General features: G+C 58.9%; 20 protein-coding genes. 11 read left to right on the forward strand and 9 right to left on the reverse strand.

Annotated features, from left to right (window positions below):
- Nucleotides 1-213 precede the first annotated feature (213 nt).
- Together ABOC32_RS06355 and ABOC32_RS06360 are read left to right on the forward strand one after the other, a co-directional pair.
- Complete coding sequence (locus ABOC32_RS06355; protein WP_426810446.1) at nucleotides 214-2,658, forward strand: hypothetical protein; 2,445 nt, start codon at nucleotides 214-216, stop codon at nucleotides 2,656-2,658.
- Nucleotides 2,658-3,677, forward strand: coding sequence for a hypothetical protein (locus ABOC32_RS06360; protein WP_426810447.1), 1,020 nt, complete (start codon nucleotides 2,658-2,660; stop codon nucleotides 3,675-3,677). Before ABOC32_RS06355 ends, ABOC32_RS06360 begins: the two co-directional genes overlap by 1 nt.
- 278 nt (nucleotides 3,678-3,955) lie before the next feature.
- On the opposite strand, the gene ABOC32_RS06365 is transcribed toward ABOC32_RS06360, so the two are convergent.
- The 4 genes from ABOC32_RS06365 to ABOC32_RS06380 all read right to left on the reverse strand — a co-directional run bounded on the left by ABOC32_RS06365 (nucleotide 3,956) and on the right by ABOC32_RS06380 (nucleotide 8,728).
- Nucleotides 3,956-5,689 (reverse strand): hypothetical protein, encoded by a 1,734-nt coding sequence (locus ABOC32_RS06365; RefSeq protein WP_426810448.1) that lies wholly within the window; start codon nucleotides 5,687-5,689, stop codon nucleotides 3,956-3,958.
- 59 nt (nucleotides 5,690-5,748) lie between these two features.
- Nucleotides 5,749-6,858, reverse strand: coding sequence for a DUF4297 domain-containing protein (locus ABOC32_RS06370; protein ID WP_426810449.1), 1,110 nt, complete (start codon nucleotides 6,856-6,858; stop codon nucleotides 5,749-5,751).
- 634 nt (nucleotides 6,859-7,492) lie between these two features.
- Nucleotides 7,493-7,984 carry a hypothetical protein gene (locus ABOC32_RS06375; protein ID WP_426810450.1) on the reverse strand — a complete coding sequence of 164 codons (492 nt, stop codon included), beginning with the start codon at nucleotides 7,982-7,984 and terminating at the stop codon, nucleotides 7,493-7,495.
- Nucleotides 7,985-8,071: 87 nt separating this feature from the next.
- The gene (locus ABOC32_RS06380) at nucleotides 8,072-8,728 is read right to left on the reverse strand and encodes a YciC family protein (RefSeq protein ID WP_426810451.1); all 657 of its coding nucleotides are present in this window, start codon (nucleotides 8,726-8,728) and stop codon (nucleotides 8,072-8,074) included.
- 167 nt (nucleotides 8,729-8,895) lie between these two features.
- Here ABOC32_RS06380 and ABOC32_RS06385 point away from each other — a divergent pair, with 167 nt between their 5' ends.
- The 5 genes from ABOC32_RS06385 (at nucleotide 8,896) to ABOC32_RS06405 (ending at nucleotide 13,339) form a co-directional block, all read left to right on the forward strand.
- On the forward strand, nucleotides 8,896-9,657 hold the full coding sequence (locus tag ABOC32_RS06385; protein WP_426810452.1) for a DUF2076 domain-containing protein: 762 nt from the start codon (nucleotides 8,896-8,898) through the stop codon (nucleotides 9,655-9,657).
- A gap of 159 nt (nucleotides 9,658-9,816) precedes the next feature.
- Nucleotides 9,817-10,296, forward strand: a complete 480-nt coding sequence (locus ABOC32_RS06390; RefSeq protein WP_426810453.1) for an NYN domain-containing protein — start codon at nucleotides 9,817-9,819, stop codon at nucleotides 10,294-10,296.
- Nucleotides 10,297-10,305: 9 nt separating this feature from the next.
- On the forward strand, nucleotides 10,306-10,911 hold the full coding sequence (locus tag ABOC32_RS06395) for a 3'-5' exonuclease (protein ID WP_426810454.1): 606 nt from the start codon (nucleotides 10,306-10,308) through the stop codon (nucleotides 10,909-10,911).
- Nucleotides 10,912-11,031: 120 nt separating this feature from the next.
- The gene (gene yedA / locus ABOC32_RS06400) at nucleotides 11,032-11,952 is read left to right on the forward strand and encodes a drug/metabolite exporter YedA (protein WP_426810455.1); all 921 of its coding nucleotides are present in this window, start codon (nucleotides 11,032-11,034) and stop codon (nucleotides 11,950-11,952) included.
- A 55-nt stretch (nucleotides 11,953-12,007) separates the two neighbouring features.
- The gene (locus ABOC32_RS06405; RefSeq protein ID WP_426810456.1) at nucleotides 12,008-13,339 is read left to right on the forward strand and encodes a DEAD/DEAH box helicase; all 1,332 of its coding nucleotides are present in this window, start codon (nucleotides 12,008-12,010) and stop codon (nucleotides 13,337-13,339) included.
- Between the two features lie 162 nt (nucleotides 13,340-13,501).
- Here the strand turns inward: ABOC32_RS06405 and ABOC32_RS06410 are convergent, their stop codons facing one another.
- The 3 genes from ABOC32_RS06410 to ABOC32_RS06420 form a co-directional block, all read right to left on the reverse strand.
- The gene (locus ABOC32_RS06410; protein WP_426810457.1) at nucleotides 13,502-14,737 is read right to left on the reverse strand and encodes a TIGR03862 family flavoprotein; all 1,236 of its coding nucleotides are present in this window, start codon (nucleotides 14,735-14,737) and stop codon (nucleotides 13,502-13,504) included.
- A gap of 148 nt (nucleotides 14,738-14,885) precedes the next feature.
- Nucleotides 14,886-15,800: a histone deacetylase family protein gene (locus ABOC32_RS06415; RefSeq protein WP_043201443.1), complete on the reverse strand. Its 915-nt coding sequence runs from the start codon at nucleotides 15,798-15,800 to the stop codon at nucleotides 14,886-14,888.
- Between the two features lie 182 nt (nucleotides 15,801-15,982).
- Nucleotides 15,983-16,669, reverse strand: a complete 687-nt coding sequence (locus ABOC32_RS06420; protein WP_426810458.1) for a histidine phosphatase family protein — start codon at nucleotides 16,667-16,669, stop codon at nucleotides 15,983-15,985.
- A gap of 178 nt (nucleotides 16,670-16,847) precedes the next feature.
- On the opposite strand from ABOC32_RS06420, the gene ABOC32_RS06425 reads away from it, so the two are divergent.
- The 4 genes from ABOC32_RS06425 (at nucleotide 16,848) to ABOC32_RS06440 (ending at nucleotide 20,144) form a co-directional block, all read left to right on the forward strand.
- Entirely contained in the window at nucleotides 16,848-17,417 is a 570-nt protein-coding gene (locus tag ABOC32_RS06425) for a GNAT family N-acetyltransferase (RefSeq protein WP_086977129.1), read from the forward strand.
- 95 nt (nucleotides 17,418-17,512) lie between these two features.
- Entirely contained in the window at nucleotides 17,513-18,382 is an 870-nt protein-coding gene (gene tesB / locus ABOC32_RS06430) for an acyl-CoA thioesterase II (RefSeq protein ID WP_043201433.1), read from the forward strand.
- Nucleotides 18,379-18,969 (forward strand): HAD family hydrolase, encoded by a 591-nt coding sequence (locus tag ABOC32_RS06435; protein WP_426810459.1) that lies wholly within the window; start codon nucleotides 18,379-18,381, stop codon nucleotides 18,967-18,969. The genes tesB and ABOC32_RS06435 overlap by 4 nt, the downstream gene beginning before the upstream one ends.
- Before the next feature lie 164 nt (nucleotides 18,970-19,133).
- Nucleotides 19,134-20,144, forward strand: a complete 1,011-nt coding sequence (locus ABOC32_RS06440) for a zinc-dependent alcohol dehydrogenase family protein (protein WP_426810460.1) — start codon at nucleotides 19,134-19,136, stop codon at nucleotides 20,142-20,144.
- Nucleotides 20,145-20,271: 127 nt separating this feature from the next.
- Here ABOC32_RS06440 and ABOC32_RS06445 read toward each other — a convergent pair whose 3' ends face one another.
- Both ABOC32_RS06445 and ABOC32_RS06450 read right to left on the reverse strand, forming a co-directional pair.
- Nucleotides 20,272-21,648 (reverse strand): ATP-binding protein, encoded by a 1,377-nt coding sequence (locus tag ABOC32_RS06445; RefSeq protein ID WP_426810461.1) that lies wholly within the window; start codon nucleotides 21,646-21,648, stop codon nucleotides 20,272-20,274.
- Nucleotides 21,645-22,367 carry a response regulator gene (locus tag ABOC32_RS06450; RefSeq protein ID WP_264360870.1) on the reverse strand — a complete coding sequence of 241 codons (723 nt, stop codon included), beginning with the start codon at nucleotides 22,365-22,367 and terminating at the stop codon, nucleotides 21,645-21,647. The genes ABOC32_RS06445 and ABOC32_RS06450 overlap by 4 nt, the downstream gene beginning before the upstream one ends.
- Nucleotides 22,368-22,544: the final 177 nt, after the last annotated feature.

Raw genomic sequence — 22,544 nt, forward strand, 5'->3', positions numbered from 1 at the left:
ATGGCCCCCCAATAATGGCATATTGCCCTAGCAAGGAACACAGGCCAGCTGGAGGCAATTGCTGCGAGATCGGACGGTTCAATGCTTATTTTTAAAATGAGATATACCGTAATGTTTTGCCTCCGATGTTTTGAACGGTTTTTATATTGCGCATACTTAGATTAAAATAGCTAGAGGCCGGCTGGAATATTTTAGAAGCAAGATTATTGGTTAATGAATTACGACAGGGATGAATTAATGATTTTAGCTAGTGGCAGTACGCGCCAGACGCTAGCCGCCGTAAATGCAAAAATTGACTCAATCGCAATGGCTGAAGCTGAGTCATTGCTTGCTCGCCTAATCTGTAACATAAGCTTTGAAGAGCTTGCTATTGTTGCGCCAGAGTTGCGAGAGGCAATTGATAGATTTCTTCCTAAACGGAAAAGAAAACTACAAAAACTACTTGGTGACTGCTTAAAGACTCCCGCATCAAATGACAGTCAACCCCAAAGATCCACTACCCCATTAGTGGAGTTAGAGCAAAAGTCAGAGCAAGGGGCAGAGCAAGAATTAGAGAACTACAAACTACGCCTCAATAAGCTTGAGACATCCCACATCTTCCAGTGGGCAACTTATTATCGCGATACCGTCGGATTTATCTATAAAGATATATACGATAATTTAGAGCGTGCAGATGACTGGTCGAGCACCTTGGGCAAGATGCGCGACCTGTTTGCAGAACATTCGACGAACATTGCCAGTCGCGGGATATCATATTCAAAGCAACATGGGCTGAGTGAAGAGGCCGCTCAATATAAGTCGCTGAGCGGTCTCCAGCAGTTTCTGTACTTAATAATGAATCTGTATGTCGATAGCCAAGAAAAAATAAGCAATGCGAGTCAGGCGAGATTATACAGAAATATAGGGTCGGCTCTGCTGTGTGGCGTACTAGAAGGCTACGCTGAAGTGTTAAGCTGGAATAAGCTTTGTGAACACCACAAACATTGGGTTCCAGCGCTCGGGTTTACCACTGGGGCGGATGCCTTGCTCTTAATGCAGAGAAACGAGAAGACAATTTATCCACTTATAGGATTGTTTGACACGATAGTCCCATTGCTTCTAGCCGTCGACGCGCTTTTCAATAAATATAATGGTCACGACCATTTAGTTACCAGGGTTAGCAGAATTCACCAGACAACCCCTATCAGTCTGGAGATAACGCTTTTCTCTGTAGTTGGCGGGATCACCTCCGAGTTCAGTGTAGTGGCAGTTTTTTCTGGCGATGTTACGGAGCTTGTTGAAGTTGAGTACTTAGGTATCAATAACTCGACCCTGGCTGTACTAAGGGCTAGCCCAATTGTAATCAGCTGGATAGAACAGCATGACAAGCGCAATTTAATTGACGCCTCCTCAGTATCAGGCTTGTCAGAGCGTGCACATGACTTGTCTGAGCTTGTAAGAGGCGGATTAGAGAAGCTAATAGAATTTAATTCAGAACTCGAAGGGTCACAACTAATTCGGCATAATTACGCCAAAGACTTCCCTCTTGAAGACCCAGACACCAGGCGGCTTTTTACTGTTGAGAGGCATAGCGTAAGAGTTCTTTTAGAGAAATTTGAGCGTGGTACAGGCATTCATTTATGGTGCAGTGTCAGGCGCTCAGGTAAAACCACGGCTGCAACAAGCTTGTCGGGGCGCTCTCTAGTGATCTTTCAAACCATGGATCAAGTTACTGACCAAGTTCATCACAACATATTTGAGAGAGAAATAAGAGCCGCACTCGAGTCAGCGAAGCCAATTGCAAGCGATTTCTTTGAGAATGTCATAACTGCTTGCCTCGCTGGCGCTGGAGCAGAGCGCACAAACAGTAAAGTTATCTTCCTGCTTGACGAATACGAAATTTTATTCGGAATGCTGGGTGCGATGGCTGCGCAAAACCAAATGATCAAATTCAATGTCGCTCTGCCTTTGTTGAGTCAAATGGTTCGATTCGCCTCCAGAAATTTGCTGATCTTCATGGGACAAAGACCTGATGCGTATCATATCATTCCAGCGCAGAACCAGCTTAGCCCTTTGGTAAAACAGCATCCGTTCCCACTATTCGAGCATCTAGAAGGGGGTAGTGACTCTGAATTCAGTCAGTTTCTCAGGAAGGTGCTTTCCCAAAATCTTCCATTCTCATCATCGTTTGCTGACGCAGTGTATGCTGAGACCAGCGGGCACCCTTACCTGACCGTCAATTTGATGGTCGATTTCTGCGATTGGCTCGCCACCAATAATGCGGTAAGTTCCAGTACGTTAGATGCGAACCGATTTGAGCTATTCGCGAAGGCTCGACTTATTCCAGGTGTGCTCAGCAGGAGTTCATTCTACCCATTCTTCAAGAACCAGTTCTCTGGATATCTTAGCGAAGAGTCACGAAGAGATGAGCTTTGGCTCTATGCAATCGCTAGGGTGCTGCATCAAATCGGCATGAAGAATCCAAAAGTTCTATATTGCCCTATTGCGCGCTACAACGAATACGCAACGCAATCGTTAGCAGGCAGCACAACTACTCCACAGGTTCTTTTAACGTCTGGGGTTCTGTCGAATTTCTTCAGGCAAGACAACGGCAACATAAGACCAGCTGTACGACTCATGGCCAGGCTAGCAGCCTGCTCTACCCCGGAGGTTTTATAATGGAACTGGATGCCAAAGCTATTGCAGGGTATTTAAATGGTATTGAGTGGGATGAGAAAACTTTCTTGCGCTTATTCTGGGTTAAAATTGCTCACGGCTCCAGAGACGCGTTAGCTCATGAACTTAGAAATATCGGAAGCGATGACGTAATCGTTCCAGTGGTCCTACGTGAAACTTTATTTCTAAGCGCAAACGCTGTAATGGCGGATTTTTCACGCCTGCTAGACAGCAACCGCCAAAGCTTTGAAGGTTTGCAAATAGAGTGCAACAGAAAAATTACAGTTATTATATTGCTAAAGGAAAATTTTAATCTTTCTCAGATTAGCTCACCTGTAACCCTGCCTCGTTGGTTCCCAGTGTTAGGCGGAACCGAGACTTATCTCCATATTTCCGACTTGATGTGGAGTGCAGAGCTTGACCTTTTAAACTGCAACGATGCTCAAGTTGGTGTTTTAGCCTCATCTCTCTATGAGCTTGAGTCAACAATTGTGGAACGTATTAGGCAGGTGTCAGTAGTTGATCATCGTAAAGCAAGGCCGCTAATTGACACACTCTGCGATGGAGCCGGCTCCACCAGCGATGTATTAGACAGATTTGAAGCGACTCTACGGGGCGTGCCTGACCCCAGAGGCTATCGGCCCAACTCTCAAAATAAAAACTCCTTGATTTCTCTTCTGTTTTCTACGGTCATGAAGTCATCTCCAGAGCTTTTATCTAAGGCGGCTACAAATCTTTGCAAAGCCACATCCGATAGCTCTACTGATATTCTTCGGCCCACTCTGTTTGCAATTATGCTCAGGCCTTCTAACAAAGTTGATGTAACTGTAAGGAATTGGCACTCAATTCTGTTGGCTGCCTACCAAGTTTATCAACTTATGAATGCGGCAGCGCATGCAGGTGAGTACCCCAAATATCCTGCCACGTTGATTCACGCGAACTCACGAGACTTAGTACAATTTCTTCATGCGGCAAATCAATATGTAGGAATATTATTCGCAGAAGGTGAGATCGGCTCCTGAGATGAGCCGATTATGTCTGACTACTCTCTATAGAACATCCAAGGTCAGGGCCGCCGGTAGCCGAGCAGCCCTTGAACCTTTTTGAGGCGCAAACTTGGAAGCTTGGAGGCCGGTTACGTCACCGTCTGGCTCCGTGTTTGGAGCGAGGGAGTTCGCTAAGCCTTAGTGGGAATTCCTATCCTTATCGCTAGGACTTCCACGCGCCAATGAAGCGCTCATCTGGAACTACTGACTCAGGTCGTAATAGCGTAATGCACTAGTAATGTTCGGTGCTGTACTCAAGGAGTAGCAACATCATCTAAAAAACGTAAACTTTCACGATGTGCAACATAACCTGATGCACTCAAAAGCTTTTTGTCGGTCAGCGTGATTACTTTGGCATCTTCTTTAAAATTGGAAAGATCCTCCCGATCCATGGCGCATAAAATGACCTGAGACTGTTGAGAAATTTCTGTCTTGAGCAGTTCCAGAATTTCTGTATATGATTGGTTGACTTGCTCGTGCTGGTTTGGCGTGTCAATGATAAATGGGGCTGCCACGTTTTTGTACTTGTAAATTTGTTGTAGTGTGGCCAGGTAGTAGGCCAGCAGCCCACGGACGCTTTCAGCTGCGCCGCCACTTCCATATAGTTTTTTGTAGTCTATTGGTGACCTCACATTAGATAAATTTACACCGTCTGCTTTGAGCCTGCTGATGTATTTCCGCAGTTTGAACATGAACTCGGCATTCATGGCTTCTTTTTCATCTTTGCTGAGCAGTTCTTTTTGTTGCTTTTTGAAGGCGCGGTTTTCCCGTTCGACGTTTTTTATAGTAATATTTTTTTTGTCGCGTGTTTGCACCACTTTTCTCTGGACCGCAAGGGAAGCAAGGCTCTCAATGAATGATGTTGGGTCATCATCTGCGATATCATCTACACTTGGAAAATGAGATTCCGCTAGTGATTCAATGTCAAATATTTTCGATTTCGTGGCGTTAAGTTTTATTTTGTTTCTGTCAATGCTTTCCGTGATTTTAGAGAGGCTCGCAGCAAGGCTGGCGGCCAACTCTGCTGCGCTATCTTTGTCGGCTAGAATGGAGGAGCGATTCAGCAGAGAGTTATCATGCTCTGTTCCACAGATCGGGCAATTCAGCACGTCCCCTGCTATATTCTCTACTGAGAATTTATAGTCATCTTCAAGTGATGCTATCGCTTTTTTAGCAATATTCAACTGACTTGAAGTGTGCTCCTTGTCGATTTGTAGTTTTGCGAGTTCTGAGAAAATCATCTCTTGTTCAGCTTGCAGTTCGGAAAGAGATGTCGTTATATTGGAAATAAGGATGTCGACGTCCGCTGGTGTGGCTGCCAACAAGCGCTTAGAGGGGGGTACAAATTCGCTCATGACGGATAAGGTCGTATCAATCCTGCCGACAACTAATGCGGCGTCTCGCTTGATATCAGTTTTTAATGCGATCTGCTTTTCAATAGAAAAGTGCCTATCAGTTAAATACCCTGTGTGACATTCAATTATCGTGCGCTGCCAGTTTTTGTACTGAAGTAAACCAGAGAAGGACGTCCAGGCCTTCGACCAACTTTCGCGTTGGTCTAAGTAAAAAGGTAGAAAAAAGAATGCAGGAGGCGGTACTTCTAGAGAGGCAGTGTCGTCACGGCTGGGCAGTAGGGCATTGAAATCAACAAGTTTGGCGAATTGCTTTGAGTAGTCCCCTGTGATTTTGGGGAACGTTTGCCAGCTTGAACCGGTTCTTAGCCAAATTTGGTTGCCTTTTCTCGCGGTTGCGTAGCTTTCTTCGCCGATGTCAAATTCTACGAGTGCTAGAGCATCAAGGGATGCCCAGGTCGTATCGAAATGTGGATCGCAGCCAACTGTCCATAGAAGGATTTTTGCAAGCGTTGATTTCCCAATGCTATTGTCATCGCCCGTTATTAGATTCAGCTTCGGACTTAACTCGAATTGCCCGCCACATTTTAGGGAATCCGATATTATTGTCACCTGCTTGAATGTCATTTTTTTCATAGCGCTTAGTCCTTAGGTTTCTAACTAATAATTTATAATTTTCTAAGCTTGATGAGGGGTTAGAGTTTTTTTGATAATTCATAAATTATTGCTGCCTCTAAGGTCTGTTCATCTGGAAACGCATCTACTGCGGAGGCTGACATTTTCGATATTACTGCAGGGATGAATATGCTGGCACTCTCGGTAAGCTCTTCAGCTGACGGCGCGTCGAGGACGTTATCAATAGCTGCGCTGATTGATTTGCATGAGTTTAAGTAGGGCATGGACCTGCCATATTTTTGCTCCTGATAGTACCGCCTAAACGCGTGCGTCAACGGTATGCGGCGAGGAAGCTTGACCGACAATATTTCCAGCGCTGATCTGAATAAGGTTAAATCAGCATCGGCCGAAGGGTCCTGGAGATAGAGGTCAATCACCTTCTGCACATCTATCGAAGTGAGCCCTTTTTTTTGTACGCATTCTTCCCATTTCGAAAAGTCGAAAGCTATCATCCCCTTGCGGCGCAGATCATCCATTAACGATAAGTAGATGCTCTGAGGTTTGTATTTCGAATCGGGCCACTTGGATTCAATCATGTTCGAGAGGCGACCTATTGAGGCGTCTTGAAATGATACAGAGGTTAGATCCGATAGTACAAAACGCAGGGTTTCAGGAATTGCATCGGAGCCGATTTCAGACTTAAGAGCATCTGATATTTTTTGCAGGCATTCAGACGTCAAGTCGCCCGTACTGATAATAGAGAGCTCAAGGTCTTTGTCTATCTGCTCTAGATCGAATCCACTTGTGTTAACAAGGCCGAGCGAATGCAGCCGATCATACAGCCCCTTTTTGTTAACGCCATCCACCATTTTGCCAAGGATAGATAAGTCCTTTCCTCCTTCTTTTTTTGATTTGCGTTTCAGTATTCGGTTTAAAGTCCACTTGCCTGTTTCGTAATTTTTTACCTGATTGAAGTCGAATTTGACTGATGTCGGGTCCAACCCGTCCCCGATGATCACATCTTCATGATACTCGACAAAAACTACATACTCTTGAGTGTCTGCGTGGCGCTCAAATATTTTGCATAGCGCCCAATGATATTGATATTCATACTTTTCGAATGTTCTCGCACCAGCGTGCTCTCGCTGAGCCGAGCCAAGTGGATTACTGGAAGTACTTGTTCCGTTCATCGCGGTCCCTTAGACAACTTTTCCAATCCCTGAGAAACCATCGAGCATCTCCATACTTATTATTGATGGCGAAACGCTATGATCTCGTTATAGAAAGCAAATTATCAAATGGTTTAAGCAATGTCTATGATGTTGGCTAAGGGTAGAATCGTTCCCCATATCGGCCGGCTACTACCGTCTCTTAAAGCGACCTCCGTTACTTCTCTACCATCTGTTGTGACAGCGATGTCTTTATCGTCCGGTTCTTGGTGTGGCGTCGTCTGCTTCGGCTAAGGCACTAGAGCCGAGCCTCTATAGCTTTCGGTGCAGAGATCGCTTTCGTTCCTAGCCCAGGCCTGACCAAGCTCACCTGGAGCGGCGTTGTCAATGTCTCCGCTTGAACCGGCGATCTAAGCCCAAAGGAGTGTCAATCTTGAGCTTAGACAACCCGAAATCAGTCAACATTGTTCGAAAGGATTGACTGTCAATGGCATTTTGGCGTCGCGATCGTAGCTCCAGTGAACCGGGGTATACAGCTTGTCAATGTGCTGGACTGTTAGCTGATACTCTCGATTACTGGCCGGACGACCCGTTGGTGGCCGAGGCTACGGCGCGGGCCAAGCCCCGGGGTACCTGAAGGTCGCCGGGACGGCGGTCAGTCGAGCGGTGCGAGCAGGAAGGTGCACACTTGGCCTTCCTCGACATTGAGCAAGGCCACCCAATCCCCGTTCCTGTGAGGCGTATCTTCCAGAGCGCCGACCCTGTAGCCCCGGTGGTCACGCAAGTGACAGACAAGGCCCTCATCGGTCAGCTCCAGCGGCTCGATCTTCCAGTAGTCGGTAACGTCGGCATGCCAGTAGAAACCCAGGTAGCCATTGCGGCTGATGCCAAGTGTTTTGGCTTGCGGGCGCCCGGGCACACTGATGTGGTAGTGCAGGCGATCGTCGGTCTGCGAGTGGTAATGAAAGTCCATCACCGGCGAGTCCTGCCTTCCCCCAGCCTGCAACCAGTCATCCTCGGGGGTAATGCCCCAGCTGAACTTGTCGCTGCCGCGGCTCAGGCGCAGCGGGATGTACCGGTCGACGGCGCGCAGGTACAGCCTGGCGCGGAACGACATGGCAAATGCCGCCTGGATGTCTTCGTCCATGGTGCTTTCCTCGATTGGCATTGAAGGTTCTGCACCCTAATGCCGAGGAGCGACGCCCAGGCAGGTCGAAGACTTTCCCTTGTTGCCTCAGGCCTCGGCATCGCCCTCCAGCAGCATGAACAGGCGGTATAGCACCACGGTGCTGAACAACTGCAGGAAGCCGCTGAGGCTGTCCATGGCCAGCTCCATGCCGGGCGAGGGCTCGGGGAAGGCCATCAGCAGCAGCCCGTCGATCAGCCAGATCGGTGCCAGCACAGCCACCACGCAGATCATGATGCGCATGAAGTGCCCGGTGGTCATGCGTGCGCTTTCGCGCATCGCCTGCACCACCGGCAGGCCGCGCAGCACCAGCAGGTACTCGGCGAACACCAGGTTGATCATGATCCATACGCCCGGAAAGATGAACAGCGCCAGGCCGGCCATGATCAGCAGCGAGCTGATCAGGATCAGCAGGGCCAGTTGCGGCCATAGCTGCACGGCGCGGGCGAACAGGTCGCGCTTGCCGATGTCCTGGCCGTTGCTGCGGGTGTGCAGGTAAAGAATCAGTGCCGCGCTGTACAGCGGGTAGAACAGCAGGCTGACCAGCATGCCGTAGGCCGGCGATGCCTGGTCGCCCATCTGCCGGTACAGCAGCTGGGTGAGCAGGGCCTCCAGCACCACCAGCGGCAGGCACAGCTGGAGGATGCTTGGCAGGTGGCGGCGGAAGAAGTACAGGGAGTCGCGCAGAACGCTCAGCGGATTCATCAGTCAACATCGCATGGCAGTAAAAACAGGGGCCTAACTTTAGCCCAAAGCGGGCGTGGGGCTGTCACTTGCTGAAAAAAGTTTCACGGCGCCAGTGATTGAATCCCGTGCCGCTACACCCCATCTTTGACGCTGTCCGTTGTCCCGCTACCCCACGAGGTCGCCCCATGAACACTGAAGAACAAACCCTGATCGACGGCCTGTTCGGCCGCATCAAGCAAGCCGAAGACCCAAGCCAGCCGCGTGACGCGCAGGCCCAGGCGTGCATCGAGCAGCACCTGCGCCAGCAGCCGGCGGCGCCTTACTACATGGCCCAGGCGATTTTGGTGCAGGAGGCGGCAATCAAGCGCCTCGACGAGCAGAACAAGCAGCTGGAAGCCGAGCTGAAGCAGGCCCGCGCCCAGGCCGAGGCTGCACAGGCCGGTAACAGCGCACCTAGCAATGGCGGCGGTGGTTTCCTGTCCAGCATCTTTGGCTCGGGTGGGCGCGATGCGGCTCCGGTCGTGCAGCCACAACAACGCCCTTCGGCGCCCCCTGTAGCGTCCGGCGGCGGCTGGCGCGAACCGTCGGCACCGGGTTTCTCCCAGCCGCAACCGCAGCAGCCTGGCTTTGGTGCGGCACCGGCGCGCAGTGGTGCCAGCAGCTTCCTTGGCGGCGCCATGCAAACGGCGGCCGGTGTGGCCGGTGGTGTGTTGCTGGCGCAGGGCATCAGCAGCCTGTTCAACCACAACTCGCAGCCGGAAGAGGTGGTTGAGGTGGTCAAGGAAGAGCCGACGCCCGCCAGTGACAGCGGCGGCTGGAACGACGAGGGCGGGCAGCAGCAAGTGGCTGACAACGGTGGCTGGGGCAGTGACCAGGGCGGTTATGCCGATACCGATTATGGCAGCGACGATGGCGGGTTCTTCTCGGACGACGATTCGTACGTCTGACAGGTCTGGCATACTGCTGGCATTTATGGGGGCGCTTTGCGCCCCTTCGCGGGCACGCCCGCTCCCACAGGGCCACGCGCGACACCTGTGGGAGCGGGCGTGCCCGCGAAGGGCTGCGGAGCAGCCCCCAGTATTCCAGGCCAGACATGAGGTTCCCAGGTGAAAAAGATCGCGCTGTTCGCCGATGTGCAGAACCTCTACTACACCGTGCGCCAGGCCCATGGCTGCCATTTCAACTACACCGCCCTGTGGAACGATGTCAGCCGTGAAGGCGAAATTGTCGAAGCGGTGGCCTATGCCATCGACCGTGGCGACAGCAAGCAACAGCAGTTCCAGCAGATTTTGCGCAACCTTGGTTTCGATGTGCGCCTGAAGCCTTTCATCCAGCGCAGCGATGGCTCGGCCAAAGGGGACTGGGATGTGGGCATTACCCTGGATGTGATCGACGCGGCCAGCCGGGTCGACCAGGTGGTGCTGGCCTCTGGCGATGGCGACTTCGACCTGCTGCTGGAACGGGTGATCCAGCGCCACGGTACAGAGGCCGTTGTGTATGGCGTGTCCGGGCTGACCGCATTGTCGCTGATCCGTGCAGCCACCCGTTATGTGCCCATCGAGGGTAAGCTATTGCTCAAACATTGAGGCCCCTTCATGGAACGTATTGCTGTCATCGACTTTGAAACTACCGGCATCAGCCCTGGCGCCGGCTGCCGCGCCACCGAAGTGGCGGTGGTGATGCTGGAAGGCGGGCGCATCGTCGAGCGCTACCAGAGCCTGATGAACGCCGGCGTGCCGGTACCGGCCTTCGTCGCCGGGCTGACCGGCATTACCACCGCCATGCTGCGCAGCGCGCCGCCGGTGGACAAGGTGATGAACGAAGTGGCCGAGTTTGTCGGCGACACCCCGCTGCTGGCACACAACGCGTCTTTCGACCAGAAGTTCTGGGACTACGAACTGAGTCGCATCGGCCGTAGCCGCAGCCAGTCGTTCGCCTGCTCCTTGCTGCTGTCCCGGCGCCTGCTGCCGATGGCGCCGAACCACAAGCTGGGCACCCTGACCCGCTGGGCCGGCCTGCCGGATACCGGCACCGCGCACCGGGCCATGGCCGATGCCGAGATGGCCGCCAACCTGCTGCAACACCTGGTAGGCGAACTGCGCCAGGCCCACGGTATCCAGCAACTGTCCCACGGCCTGCTTTGCCGCTTGCAGAAAGTGCCTGCCGCGAAGGTGCGCGAAACCCTGGCCAAATTCCGCTAAGGCCACAGCCCAAGCCGGGCGCACCAAAAGTGTGCCGCTCATTTGAGCCCGTTCTGTAACGCAACTTCACCCAGGCAGGCCGTTAAACTGAATTACCCGTAAACGGATTTCGAGTTTTCCATGCCTGCCTCCCGCCGCTTCCCGTTGTTGCTCATCGGTGCTTTCCTGGCCTTGTACCTGGTCTGGGGCTCCACCTACCTGTTCATTCGCATTGGCGTGGAGAGCTGGCCGCCGATGCTCATGGCTGGGGTGCGTTTCCTGATTGCCGGCGGCCTGCTGTATGGTTTTTTGCGCTGGCGTGGTGCGCCGGCGCCGACCTGGGCGCAGTGGCGGGCGGCAGGGGCCATCGGCTTTCTGCTACTCAGCTGTGGCAACGGCGGCGTGACCGTGGCCGAACATGCCGGGGTGGCATCGGGTGTGGCGGCGCTGGCGGTGGCGACAGTGCCCTTGTTCACCTTGCTGTTCGGCCTGTTGTTCGGGCACCGCAACTCGCGGCTGGAGTGGGCGGGGATCGCCCTGGGGCTGGTGGGTATCGGCATGCTGAACCTGGGCTCCAACCTGCAGGCAAGTCCGGTGGGGGCGGCGCTGATCATTTTCGCAGCGGCGTCGTGGGCGTTCGGCTCGGTGTGGAGCAAGACCTTGCCATTGCCCCAGGGGCCGATGGCCAGCGCTGCGGAAATGCTGGTGGGTGGCGCGGCACTGTTGCTGGGCAGCGTGCTGTCTGGCGAGCGCATGACGCAGATGCCCACCGCGGCCGGCTGGGGGGCGTTGGCCTACCTGGTGTTCTTCGGCTCGATCCTGGCGTTCAGTGCCTACATGTACCTGCTCAAGAACGTACGCCCGGCGGCGGCCACCAGCTATGCCTACGTCAACCCGGCGGTTGCCGTGCTGCTGGGTATCGTCTTTGCCGGCGAACAGATTGGCGCCGAAGAGTGCGTGGCCATGGCCGTGATCATCGGTGCGGTGGTGCTGATCGGCCTGCCACAGTGGCGCAAGGCACCTGCGCCTGCGCAGCCGTTGAAAGGCGAAATCTGCAAGTAGGCGGGGGTGATGCGGTAAACTTGCCGCCTTCGCTGAACCCCCTGACGGTATTGCCATGAATTTCGCCAAACTCGGCCTGATCGAACCGCTGCTGCGCACCCTGCAGCAGCTGGACTACACCACCCCGACCCCGGTGCAGGCCAAGGCCATCCCCGCCGTGCTGGCCGGCCGCGACCTGATGGCCGCAGCCCAGACCGGCACCGGCAAGACCGCAGGTTTTGCCCTGCCCGTGCTGCAGCGCCTGGCGCTGGAGGGCGAGAAGGTGGCCAGCAACTCGATCCGCGCACTGGTGCTGGTGCCAACGCGCGAGCTGGCCGAGCAGGTACACAACAACGTGCGCGAGTACGCCGAAAACCTGCCGCTGAGCACTTACGCGGTGTACGGCGGCGTCAGCATCAACCCGCAGATGATGCGCCTGCGTCGTGGCGTCGATCTGTTGGTGGCCACCCCGGGCCGCTTGCTCGACCTGTTCCGGCAGAAGGCGGTGAAGTTCAACCAGGTGCAAACCCTGGTGCTGGACGAAGCCGACCGCATGCTCGATCTGGGCTTTGCCGAAGAGTTGCAATCGGTTTACGCCGCGTTGCCACGCAAGCGCCAGACGCTGTTGTTCTCCGCCACCTTCTCCGACCAGATCCGCGTGCTGGCGGGGCTGGCGTTGAATGACCCGCTCAGCATCGAGGTTAGCCCGCGCAACGCCGCCGCTGCCAGCGTCAAGCAGTGGCTGGTGCCTGTGGATAAAAAGCGCAAGGAAGACCTGTTCTGCCACTTGCTGCGCAAGCAACGCTGGACGCAGGTGCTGGTGTTTGCCAAGACCCGTAACGGTGTCGACCAGTTGGTGGAGCGCCTGCTGGCCGAAGGTGTAAACGCCGACGGCATCCACGGTGACCGCCCGCAGGCCACCCGCCAGCGTGCGCTGGACAGCTTCAAGGCCCGTGAGATTCAGGTACTGGTGGCGACCGATGTGGCGGCCCGTGGCCTGGATATCGACGACCTGCCGCTGGTGGTCAATCTGGACCTGCCGATTGTTGCCGAGGATTACGTACACCGCATTGGCCGTACCGGGCGTGCGGGTAACAAGGGCGAGGCGATTTCGTTGGTGTGCGCGGATGAAGTGCAGATGCTGGCGGCTATCGAGGTGCTGACCCGCCAGACCTTGCCGCGCCATGAAGAGCCGGACTTCATCCCGGATCACCGGGTGCCGATGACCGACGCCAGTGGCCAGGTGATCAAGAAGCCGAAGAAGCCCAAGAAGCCGAAAGAGAACAGCGCCAAGCGCGGGCTGGGGCGCTGGATGGACAGCACTGAAGCGGGTAATGCGGAGCCGGCGGTGAAGGCGGTGCGCAAGGTGCCTAGCTTCAATGGTGGGCCGCGCAAGCGTAAGCCGTAAATTTGCAGCCATCACGCGATCCCTGTGGGAGCGGGCATGCCCGCGAACACCGGCGCAGCCGGTGCCATCCATCGCGTCGCTTGCTTCGCGGGCTTGCCCGCTCCCACAGGGATCGCGGCAGCCTGTAGGGTCTATGTAAGGCAGTTGGGGGCGGTATCAGCTTTAGGCTTTTAGCCAAGCTGCCGCCGCCCGCCCGGCGCGCAACCCGCTGGCAAAGCACGCCGTCAGCAAATACCCCCCGGTCGGCGCCTCCCAGTCGAGCATCTCGCCAGCACAGAACACCCCCGGCATGCCCTTGACCATCAACCCCTCATCCAGCCCCTCGAAACGCACCCCGCCGGCACTACTGATCGCTTCATCCAGCGGCCGCGTGCGCACCAGTGTGATCGGCAATGCCTTGATCGCCCGGGCCAGCGCCTGCGGGTCGGCAAAGGTCGCCTGATCGCTCAGCTCGCGCAGCAGCGCTGCCTTGACCCCATCAATCCCCAGTTGGCTGTGCAGGTGCTTGGCCATGGAGCGCGAACCACGCGGCTTGGCCAGCGCCAGGGCAATCTTGTCCACAGGCTTGTCCGGCAGCAGGTCGAGCAGCAGTACCCCTCGGCCTTCGCGGTTGATGGCCTCGCGCACCGGCGCCGACCAGGCATACACCAGGCTGCCTTCCACACCTTGGGTGGTGAGGATGAATTCGCCCTTGCGCGGTGCGCTGCCCGGTACGCTCAGGGCAATGTTCTTCAGCGGCGCGCCGGCGAACTTGTCTTTGAGCAACGCGCTCCAGCCTTCCACCTCAAAGCCGCAGTTGCTGGGCTGCAAAGGCGAGATATCCACAGCCCGTTCGGCCAGCAATGGCTGCCAAGCGCCATCCGAACCCAGTCGCGCCCAGCTGCCGCCACCCAGCGCCAGTACCACGACTGCAGCCTTCACCGCGCGCTCACCCTGTGGATAAGCGATCCGCAACGCACCGTCGGCATTCCAGCCCAACCAGCGGTGGCGGGTGTGGATAACTACCCCGCTGTCGCGCAGGCGCTTGAGCCAGGCGCGCAGCAATGGCGCGGCCTTCATGTCGGTGGGGAACACCCGCCCCGAGGTGCCGACGAAGGTTTCGATGCCCAGGCCGTGAATCCACTGGCGCAAGGCGTCGGCGTCGAAGTCGCGCAGCAGCGCATCGACTTCGCCCTGGCGCTCGGCATAGCGTGAAACGAACGCCGGGTATGGCTCGGCGTGGGTGATGTTCATGCCGCCAACACCCGCCAGCAGGAACTTGCGCCCCACCGAGGGCATGGCGTCGAACACCTCGACCGCCAAGCCTGCCTGGGCCAGTGCTTCGGCGGCCATCAGGCCGGCGGGGCCGCCGCCGATGACGACGGCAAGGGGAGGGGAGGCGGGGTTCAGATCGGGCATGGTGGGCAGCAGGCTGTGGAAAAGAGGCGCATTCTAGCGCAGCGCTGCCCATGGAAGCACTGATCAAAAAATGATCAGAGTGCTGCAGGCCTTGCGTACAAAGGGTTGCAGCGCCTTTCGCGCAGGTTATCCACAAGCGGTTCCACAGTCATTGTGAACAACCGATGACGCGTGCCGCGCTGTGGTGAAGGATGCCATGGCGCCTGGCCAACGCTTCGCGGTCTTTGCTGTAGCCGCCGCCGATCACGCCAACCACCGGGATGTCACGGCCCAGGCAGTGGCGCAGCACCGCTTCGTCACGGGCGGCCAGGCCGGCGTCGGTCAGCTGCAGGTAGCCCAGGGCGTCGTCCTTGTGTACATCGACCCCGGCGTCATACAGCACCAGGTCGGGTTGATAGAGCGGCAGCAGGTAGTTGAGGGTGTCGTCCACCACCTTCAGGTAGGCCGCATCGCCCATGCCACGGGGCAAGGGAATGTCCCAGTCGCTCTGTGCCTTGCGGGCCGGGAAGTTCTGTTCGCAATGCAACGACACGGTGATGGCCTCCGGGGTGTCGTGCAGGATGCGCGCGGTGCCGTCGCCCTGGTGCACATCGCAGTCGAAGATCAGTACCCGGTGTACCCGGCCAGCCTCCAGCAGGTAGCGGCTGATCACGGCCAGGTCGTTGAAGATGCAGAAGCCGGCGGGGTGGTCGTAATGGGCATGGTGGGTGCCACCGGCGAGGTGGCAGGCGATGCCATGTTGCAGCGCCATCTCGGCGGTCAGCAGCGAACCACCCACTGCCCGTACCGTGCGCCGGGCCAGGGCTTCGCTCCAGGGCAGGCCGAGGCGACGCTGGTCCTCGCGGGACAGGTCACCGTTCATGTAGCGCTCGATGTAGCCACGGTCGTGTGCCAGGGCGAGGATGTCGTTGGGGCAGATGTCGGGGCGCAGCAACGCCTGGCTGGTGGTCAGCCCGCTGTCGACCAGGTGGTCGTGCAGCAGGCGGAACTTGTCCATCGGGAAGCGGTGTTCGGCGGGGAACTCCGGGCTGTAGTCTTCGTGGTAGATCAGCGGCAACGGCATGGATGGGGTCGCAATCAGGGCCAGTGCTGATCTTGCCATGGGCGGGGCAGCTTTGCTGCCCAATCGCCTGTAGGAGCAGCCTTGTGCTGCGAAAGGGCCGGTATGACAAACAAGTTTCTGTGGCAGTAATGGCCTCTTCGCAGCACAAGGCTGCTCCTACAAGGGAATTGTGATTGCCTGCATCACTTGCCGGTGCTGGCCAGTACGCGTTGCCAGTCGGGTTCGTTCAGGCGCCCGAGGATGCGGGCCTTGCCGTTGCCATCCACCGACACGAACAGGGCGCTGGCGTAGCCGCTCTGGCGCTCGCCACCGGTAACGTTCTGCTGGCGGGCGAAATGGTCGATGCAGCCGTTGTGGGTTACCAGCACCAGGTTGTGACCAGGGCGCTTGCGTGACAGTGCTTCACTGGCGAACTGGTTGTCACAACTTTCCAGCCAGCCCTCGCTGGCCACCGCCTGGCCCAGGATGAAGTGCGCGGTTTGCCGGGTGCGCAGCTTCGGGCTGCTGAGCATGTCGGCGTTGTTCAGGCCCAGTTGGTGCAGCCCCTGGCCAACGCGGCCGGCGGCCTGGCTGCCGGCCACGGTGATGCCGGTGGGGTCGCCCAGGCAGGGGCCGGGGGCGCTGTCGCAGCGTTCGGCGTGGCGGATCATCACGATCACTGCACCGTCGGCCCAGTCCTGCAGCAGGCCGCTGTCACTCAGTTGTTGCTCGTTACCAAGGTCCACGATATGCGTCCTCGTCGCCAGCCAGGTGGTCAACGCCGCCATGACCATGCACAGGCCAAGGGCGGCTCCGAGGGCTTTGCGTGACAGGCGCCGCTTGCGCCGGGCATGGATGGCAGGGTGCCCCAGGGTATTGCTCGATAGCATGCGTTGCTCCGTTGGCAGTGCCGCGGCTGGCGCGGGGTGGATGGCGGCATCCTGCCAAGCGGCCTGTCGGGGGCCGGTGAAGGGCGTGTGAAAATTGCATTCGGCTGCTGCCGGTTGGGTGAAACCTGCGCCCGCGCCTACGCTGTAAACTGCAAGGCGGTAAACCGGAGCAGGCCCCATGACCCCCATCCTCGAACTGGAAAGCGCACGGCTAGTGCTGCGCCAATGGCATGACGATGATTTGCGCGAGTTCGCCGCGCTGTGTGCCGACCCGCAGGTGATGCGCTACTTTCCGGCGCCGCTGACGCGCGTTGAGGCGGCTGCGTTGATCGGCCGCGTGCGCGGGCATTTCAATGAGTACGGCTTCGGCCTGTGGGCGCTGGAGCGCAAGGACAGCGGCGCGTTCATCGGCATGACCGGGTTGCTCAACGTCAACTTCGACGCGCCCTTTGCCCCGGCGGTGGAGATCGGCTGGCGCCTGGCACGCCGCCACTGGGGCCTGGGCTTTGCCAGCGAGGCGGCGTGGACCTGCCTGCGTTGTGCTTTCGCCCAATTGCGCCTGGAAGAGGTAGTGTCGTTCACTAGCGAGAGCAACCTGCCGTCGCAGAAAGTGATGCAGGCCATTGGCATGCAGCAGGACCTGAACGGCAGCTTCGAACACCCCCGCCTGGCCGAGGGCCACCCGCTGCGCCCGCATGTGCTGTACCGCATCGACCGCGCGCACTGGGAGCGCACCCTGCGCGCCTGAATGCACGGCCATGCCCGGCGCGAATGACAAACCCTGTATCATTTGCCTTCATAACGAGTGCTGTAGAGACGTGTTGCCTTGCGAGGAGAACCCCGATGAGTCATGTGTTGGACGACCTGGTCGACCTGTTGAGCCTCGAATCCATCGAGGAGAACCTGTTCCGTGGACGTAGCCAGGACCTGGGCTTCCGCCAGCTGTACGGTGGGCAAGTGCTGGGCCAGTCCTTGTCGGCGGCCAGCCAGACGGTTGAGGACGCTCGCCATGTGCATTCGTTGCACGGCTACTTCCTGCGCCCGGGCGATGCCAGCCTGCCGGTGGTGTACTCGGTGGACCGCGTGCGCGATGGCGGCAGCTTCAGCACCCGGCGGGTAACGGCGATCCAGAAGGGCCAGACCATCTTCACCTGCAGCGCGTCGTTCCAGTACGACGAGGAAGGTTTCGAGCACCAGGCGCAGATGCCGGACGTGGTCGGCCCGGAAAACCTGCCGAGCGAGGTGGAGCTGGCCCGCGCCATGGCCGACCAGTTGCCCGAGCGTATTCGCGACAAAGTGCTGTGCGCCAAGCCGATCGAGATCCGCCCGGTCACCGAGCGTGACCCGTTCAACCCCAAGCCCGGCGACCCGGTGAAGTACGCCTGGTTCCGCGCCGACGGCAACCTGCCCGACGTGCCCGCCCTGCACAAGTACCTGCTGGCCTATGCCTCGGACTTCGGCCTGCTGACCACGGCGTTGCTGCCCCATGGCAAGTCGGTGTGGCAGCGCGACATGCAGATCGCCAGCCTCGACCATTCCTTGTGGTTCCACGGCAACCTGCGCGCCGACGAGTGGCTGCTGTATGCAACCGACAGCCCCTGGGCCGGGAATTCCCGCGGTTTCTGCCGCGGCAGCATCTTCAACCAGGCCGGCCAGCTGGTGGCATCGTCGAGCCAGGAAGGCCTGATTCGCCATCGCAAGGACTGGGCATGAGCCTGGGCGAGGTGCGCAACTGGGTGTTCGACATGGACGGCACCCTGACCGTGGCCGTGCATGACTTCGACGCCATCCGCGTGGCATTGGACATCCCGGCCGAGCACGACATCCTCACCCACCTGGCGGCCTTGCCGGCAGAGGTAGCGGCGGCCAAGCATGCCTGGCTGCTGGAGCACGAGCGCGACCTGGCGGTTGCTTCCACGGCGGCCACCGGGGCGGTGGAGCTGGTGCGCGAGTTGGCCGGGCGTGGTTGCCGGCTGGGTATTCTGACCCGCAATGCCCGCGAGCTGGCGCATGTGACGCTGGAAGCCATCGGCCTGGCGGACTGCTTCCCGGTGGAGCACATTCTCGGGCGTGACGAAGCGGCGCCCAAGCCGAGCCCGGACGGGCTGCTGAAGATTGCCAGTGCCTGGGGCGTGGCGCCGAGCGAGCTGGTGATGGTGGGGGATTACCGGTTTGACCTGGACTGTGGGCGAGCGGCCGGGGCGCGCACGGTGCTGGTGAACCTGCCGGATAACCCATGGCCGGAACTGGTGGATTGGCATGCGGCCGATTGCCGGGCACTGAAGGTGATGCTGGGCTGATTCTTGTGTCGCCTGGGCGGGCCTCTTCGCGGGTAAACCCGCTCCCACAGGGACATCACTGGACCTGAGACATGTGCAATGCCTGTGGGAGCGGGTTTACCCGCGAAGAGGCCGGACCTGTCTATGCTGAACCCCATTCTTTCCTCTGATACGGAGACCCACCCATGACCAGCAAGGCCATCTACGTACAACCCGGCGGCGGCTACGACAAGGTCGAGGTCGGCACCAGCGAGGCCCAGGCCCCCAAGGCCGGCGAAATCACCGTGCGCCTGCACGCCAGCTCCCTCAACTACCATGACTTCGCCGTGGTCAGCGGCATGTGGGGCCCGAGCGAGCGGCGTATCCCCATGGCCGATGGCGCGGGCGAAGTGGTTGCGGTGGGCGAAGGCGTCAGCGAGTTCCAGGTCGGCGACGATGTGGTCAGCACCTTCTTCCCTGACTGGCTCGACGGCCAGGCCAATGTCGAGGGCTTCGCCCGGGTGCCCGGTGACGGCCTCGACGGCTATGCCCGCGAACAGGTGACCGCCCGCGCCACCGCGTTCACCCTGGCGCCCAAAGGCTTCAGCCATGCCGAAGCCGCTACCCTGACCACCGCAGGCCTCACCGCCTGGCGTGCGCTGATGAGCGACGACCACCTCAAGCCTGGCGACACGGTGCTGGTGCAGGGCACCGGTGGTGTGTCGATCTTCGCCCTGCAGTTTGCCAAGCTGGCTGGCGCCACGGTGATCGCCACGTCGTCCAGCGACGCCAAGCTGGAGCGCCTGAAGGCGCTGGGCGCCGACCACCTGATCAACTACAAGAACACCCCGGCCTGGGGTGAGAAAGTGCGCGCGCTCACCGGCAACCGCGGTGTCGACCATGTGATCGAGGTGGGCGGCCCGGCGACGCTGGAGCAGTCGATGATTGCCGCGCGCATCGGTGGGCATGTGTCGCTGATCGGCATCCTTACCGGCGTGGCGGGGCAGCTGCCGCTGGTGCAGGCGCTGGTGCGGCAGATTCGCCTGCAAGGTGTGCTGGTGGGCAGCCGCGCCCAACAACAGGCGATGGTGCGGGCGATCGATGCCAACGGCCTGCGGCCAGTGGTGGACAAGCACTTCGAACTGGAGCAGATCGTCGAAGCGTTCCGCTACCAGGAAAGCAACCGGCATTTCGGCAAGATCTGCCTGACCTGGTAAATCCAGGGGGCTGCTTTGCAGCCCAATCGCCGGCAAGCCAGCTCCCACAGGACATGCACAAGGCCAGGGTTTGTGCGTTTCCTGTGGGAGCTGGCTTGCCGGCGATTGGGGCGCACGGCGCCCCCATTCAGCGTTTTCCGAACGGCCTCGGCAAATCCAGGGTAGCCAGTAGCCCGCCGCCCATGCGCGGCCCCAGTTTCAGGCTGCCGCCATGGGCGCTGGCAATGCTGGCGGCAATGCTCAAGCCCAACCCATGCCCGCCCGTGCTGCGCGAAGGGTCGGCCTGGTAGAACGGCTCCAGCACGCGCTGCATATGCTCAGGCTCGATCCCCGGGCCCCGGTCGCCAACCTCGATACGCAGCCGGTCTGGTGTATCGCGCACTTCGATCTCCACTGGGCCGGGCGCGTGCCGCCGGGCATTGTCCAGCAGGTTTTGCAGGCAACGGCGCAGCCCGCTGGGGTGGGCGCTGTAGGGCAGGGCATGGCCGGTCACGCGCACTTCGCAACCGAGGTCTTCGAAGTCGGCCTGCAGGCCCATCAGCAGTGCGTCGATATCGACCGGTTCGCGCGCATTCTCCAGCTCGCCGCTGCGCAGAAAATCCAGGCTGGCCGAGACCATGTCTTCCATGTGTTGCAGGTCACTGCGAAAACGCTGACGCAGGCTCTCTTCGGGCAGCAGTTCGGTACGCAGGCGCAACCGGGTAATGGGTGTGCGCAGGTCGTGGGAGACCGCGGCGAAAAAGCGGGTGCGCTCGGCAATGCTGTCGATCAGCCGCTGCTGCATCGCATTGAACGCCTGTGCAGCGCGGCGCACTTCCTGTGGGCCATCCACGCTCAACGGTGGGCGGTGGATGTCTTGCCCCAGCGCTTCGGCAGCGGCGGCCATCTGTTTCAGCGGGCGCAAGGCCAGGCGCACGGCCAGCAAGGCGATCAGCACCAAGGCAATGCTGCGCAGCAGGTAGATGCGGAAGATGAAGTCGAACACCAGCGAGCCGATCGAGGCATTGCGCCAGCCCTGGTCTTCGGTGGCTTGCAGGTACAGTGGCCGGCCATCGGGCAGGGTCAGTTGCACCACGGTGCGGACGCTGGCCGGTGCCCCGCGCAGCAACAGAGGCGCGCCACCGGGGTGGCCATCGGGGCCGATGACCTCCAGGGCCAGCAAGCGCACAGGCGCCTCGCCACCGGTGCGCGCCGCCAGCAGATCACGCAGCAATGTCGCCTGCTCCGGCTCGTGCGTGGGGGTGTCGGAGGAGGGCGCGGGCAAGCGCTGCCAACGTGGCGACTCCATGCCCGCGAGCAAGGCCTCCAGCTGGTCCGGCTGGTTGCGGGCCACCCGCAACAGGTCGGCCAGGCGCCCGGCAAGCAGGCGCAGGGGTATTTCCATGACCTGGGTCTGGCGCACCTCGTACCAGATACTGCTGGTCAGCAACTGCGAGGCCAGCACGCCGCCGACCAGGATCATCACCATGCGCCCCTGCAACGAGTTTGGCCACCAGCGCCTCATTCGCTGGCTACCTCATCGACGGTAAGCATGTAGCCCTCGTTGCGCACTGTGCGAATCAGTGCGGGGTTGCGCGGGTCGTCACCCAGGTGCTGGCGCACGCGGCTGACACACACATCGATGCTGCGGTCGAACGGCTCGCGCTCCCGGTCGAACACATGGTTGAGCAGAAAGTCGCGGCTCAAGGCCCGGTTGGGGTGCTGCAACAGCAGGCGCAACAGGCGGTAGTCGGAATTGCCCAGGCTGATCACCAGCCCGGCAGGCGAGCGCAGCTGCCGGGTGGCGGTGTCCAGGCGCCAGCCGGCGAAGCGCAGGCGGCTGGCTTCGTCGACCCTGGCGCGCTCGGGGAAGCTTTGTGTGCGACGCAGCACCACCTTGATCCGTGCCAGCAGTTCGCGCGGGTCGAAGGGTTTGCCCAGGTAATCGTCGGCGCCCATTTCCAGGCCGACGATACGGTCCACCAGGGTGCCACGGGCGGTCAGCATGATGACCGGGATGTTGCTGCGTGCACGCAGGTCACGGCACAGGCTGAGGCCATCCTCGCCGGGCAGCATCAGGTCCAGTACCACCAGGTCTACCCGCTGTTCGTCCAGGCGCCTGCGCATCTCGCGGCCTTCGGCCGCCACCGACGTGCGGTAGCCGGCTTCGGCCAGGTAGGTGGACAGCAACTGGCGGATCTCGGGGTCGTCATCGACGATCAGGATATGGTCGGGCTTGGTCATGCAGGCGTCTCGGAAGCAGAGCAGGGAGCAGAACTGGGGCGCACCTTACACCGCGTTTTGCCGGGCGAATGTAACGGAATGTGTTGCCGGACCGATGGCCTGCACGGCGATACATTTGCGGACACAAGGGGGCGGCTGGCCATCATTAGAATTCCGCAACACAAATGAGACTGATTT

Origin of the sequence: Pseudomonas sp. WOUb67 (assembly GCF_050058005.1) — a bacterium.
GTDB lineage: Bacteria > Pseudomonadota > Gammaproteobacteria > Pseudomonadales > Pseudomonadaceae > Aquipseudomonas > Aquipseudomonas putida_R.

Bases quoted from the DNA above. Each gene is read 5' to 3' on its own strand.
- ABOC32_RS06425 (WP_086977129.1), top strand. From the start codon at position 16,848: ATGACCCCCATCCTCGAACTGGAAAGCGCACGGCTAGTGCTGCGCCAA.
- ABOC32_RS06360 (WP_426810447.1), top strand. From the start codon at position 2,658: ATGGAACTGGATGCCAAAGCTATTGCAGGGTATTTAAATGGTATTGAG.
- ABOC32_RS06375 (WP_426810450.1), bottom strand. From the start codon at position 7,984: ATGGACGAAGACATCCAGGCGGCATTTGCCATGTCGTTCCGCGCCAGG.
- ABOC32_RS06370 (WP_426810449.1), bottom strand. From the start codon at position 6,858: ATGAACGGAACAAGTACTTCCAGTAATCCACTTGGCTCGGCTCAGCGA.
- ABOC32_RS06355 (WP_426810446.1), top strand. From the start codon at position 214: ATGAATTACGACAGGGATGAATTAATGATTTTAGCTAGTGGCAGTACG.
- ABOC32_RS06445 (WP_426810461.1), bottom strand. From the start codon at position 21,648: ATGAGGCGCTGGTGGCCAAACTCGTTGCAGGGGCGCATGGTGATGATC.
- ABOC32_RS06385 (WP_426810452.1), top strand. From the start codon at position 8,896: ATGAACACTGAAGAACAAACCCTGATCGACGGCCTGTTCGGCCGCATC.
- ABOC32_RS06405 (WP_426810456.1), top strand. From the start codon at position 12,008: ATGAATTTCGCCAAACTCGGCCTGATCGAACCGCTGCTGCGCACCCTG.
- ABOC32_RS06380 (WP_426810451.1), bottom strand. From the start codon at position 8,728: ATGAATCCGCTGAGCGTTCTGCGCGACTCCCTGTACTTCTTCCGCCGC.
- ABOC32_RS06435 (WP_426810459.1), top strand. From the start codon at position 18,379: ATGAGCCTGGGCGAGGTGCGCAACTGGGTGTTCGACATGGACGGCACC.
- ABOC32_RS06410 (WP_426810457.1), bottom strand. From the start codon at position 14,737: ATGCCCGATCTGAACCCCGCCTCCCCTCCCCTTGCCGTCGTCATCGGC.
- ABOC32_RS06365 (WP_426810448.1), bottom strand. From the start codon at position 5,689: ATGAAAAAAATGACATTCAAGCAGGTGACAATAATATCGGATTCCCTA.
- ABOC32_RS06395 (WP_426810454.1), top strand. From the start codon at position 10,306: ATGGAACGTATTGCTGTCATCGACTTTGAAACTACCGGCATCAGCCCT.
- ABOC32_RS06415 (WP_043201443.1), bottom strand. From the start codon at position 15,800: ATGCCGTTGCCGCTGATCTACCACGAAGACTACAGCCCGGAGTTCCCC.
- ABOC32_RS06420 (WP_426810458.1), bottom strand. From the start codon at position 16,669: ATGCTATCGAGCAATACCCTGGGGCACCCTGCCATCCATGCCCGGCGC.
- ABOC32_RS06450 (WP_264360870.1), bottom strand. From the start codon at position 22,367: ATGACCAAGCCCGACCATATCCTGATCGTCGATGACGACCCCGAGATC.
- yedA (WP_426810455.1), top strand. From the start codon at position 11,032: ATGCCTGCCTCCCGCCGCTTCCCGTTGTTGCTCATCGGTGCTTTCCTG.
- ABOC32_RS06440 (WP_426810460.1), top strand. From the start codon at position 19,134: ATGACCAGCAAGGCCATCTACGTACAACCCGGCGGCGGCTACGACAAG.
- tesB (WP_043201433.1), top strand. From the start codon at position 17,513: ATGAGTCATGTGTTGGACGACCTGGTCGACCTGTTGAGCCTCGAATCC.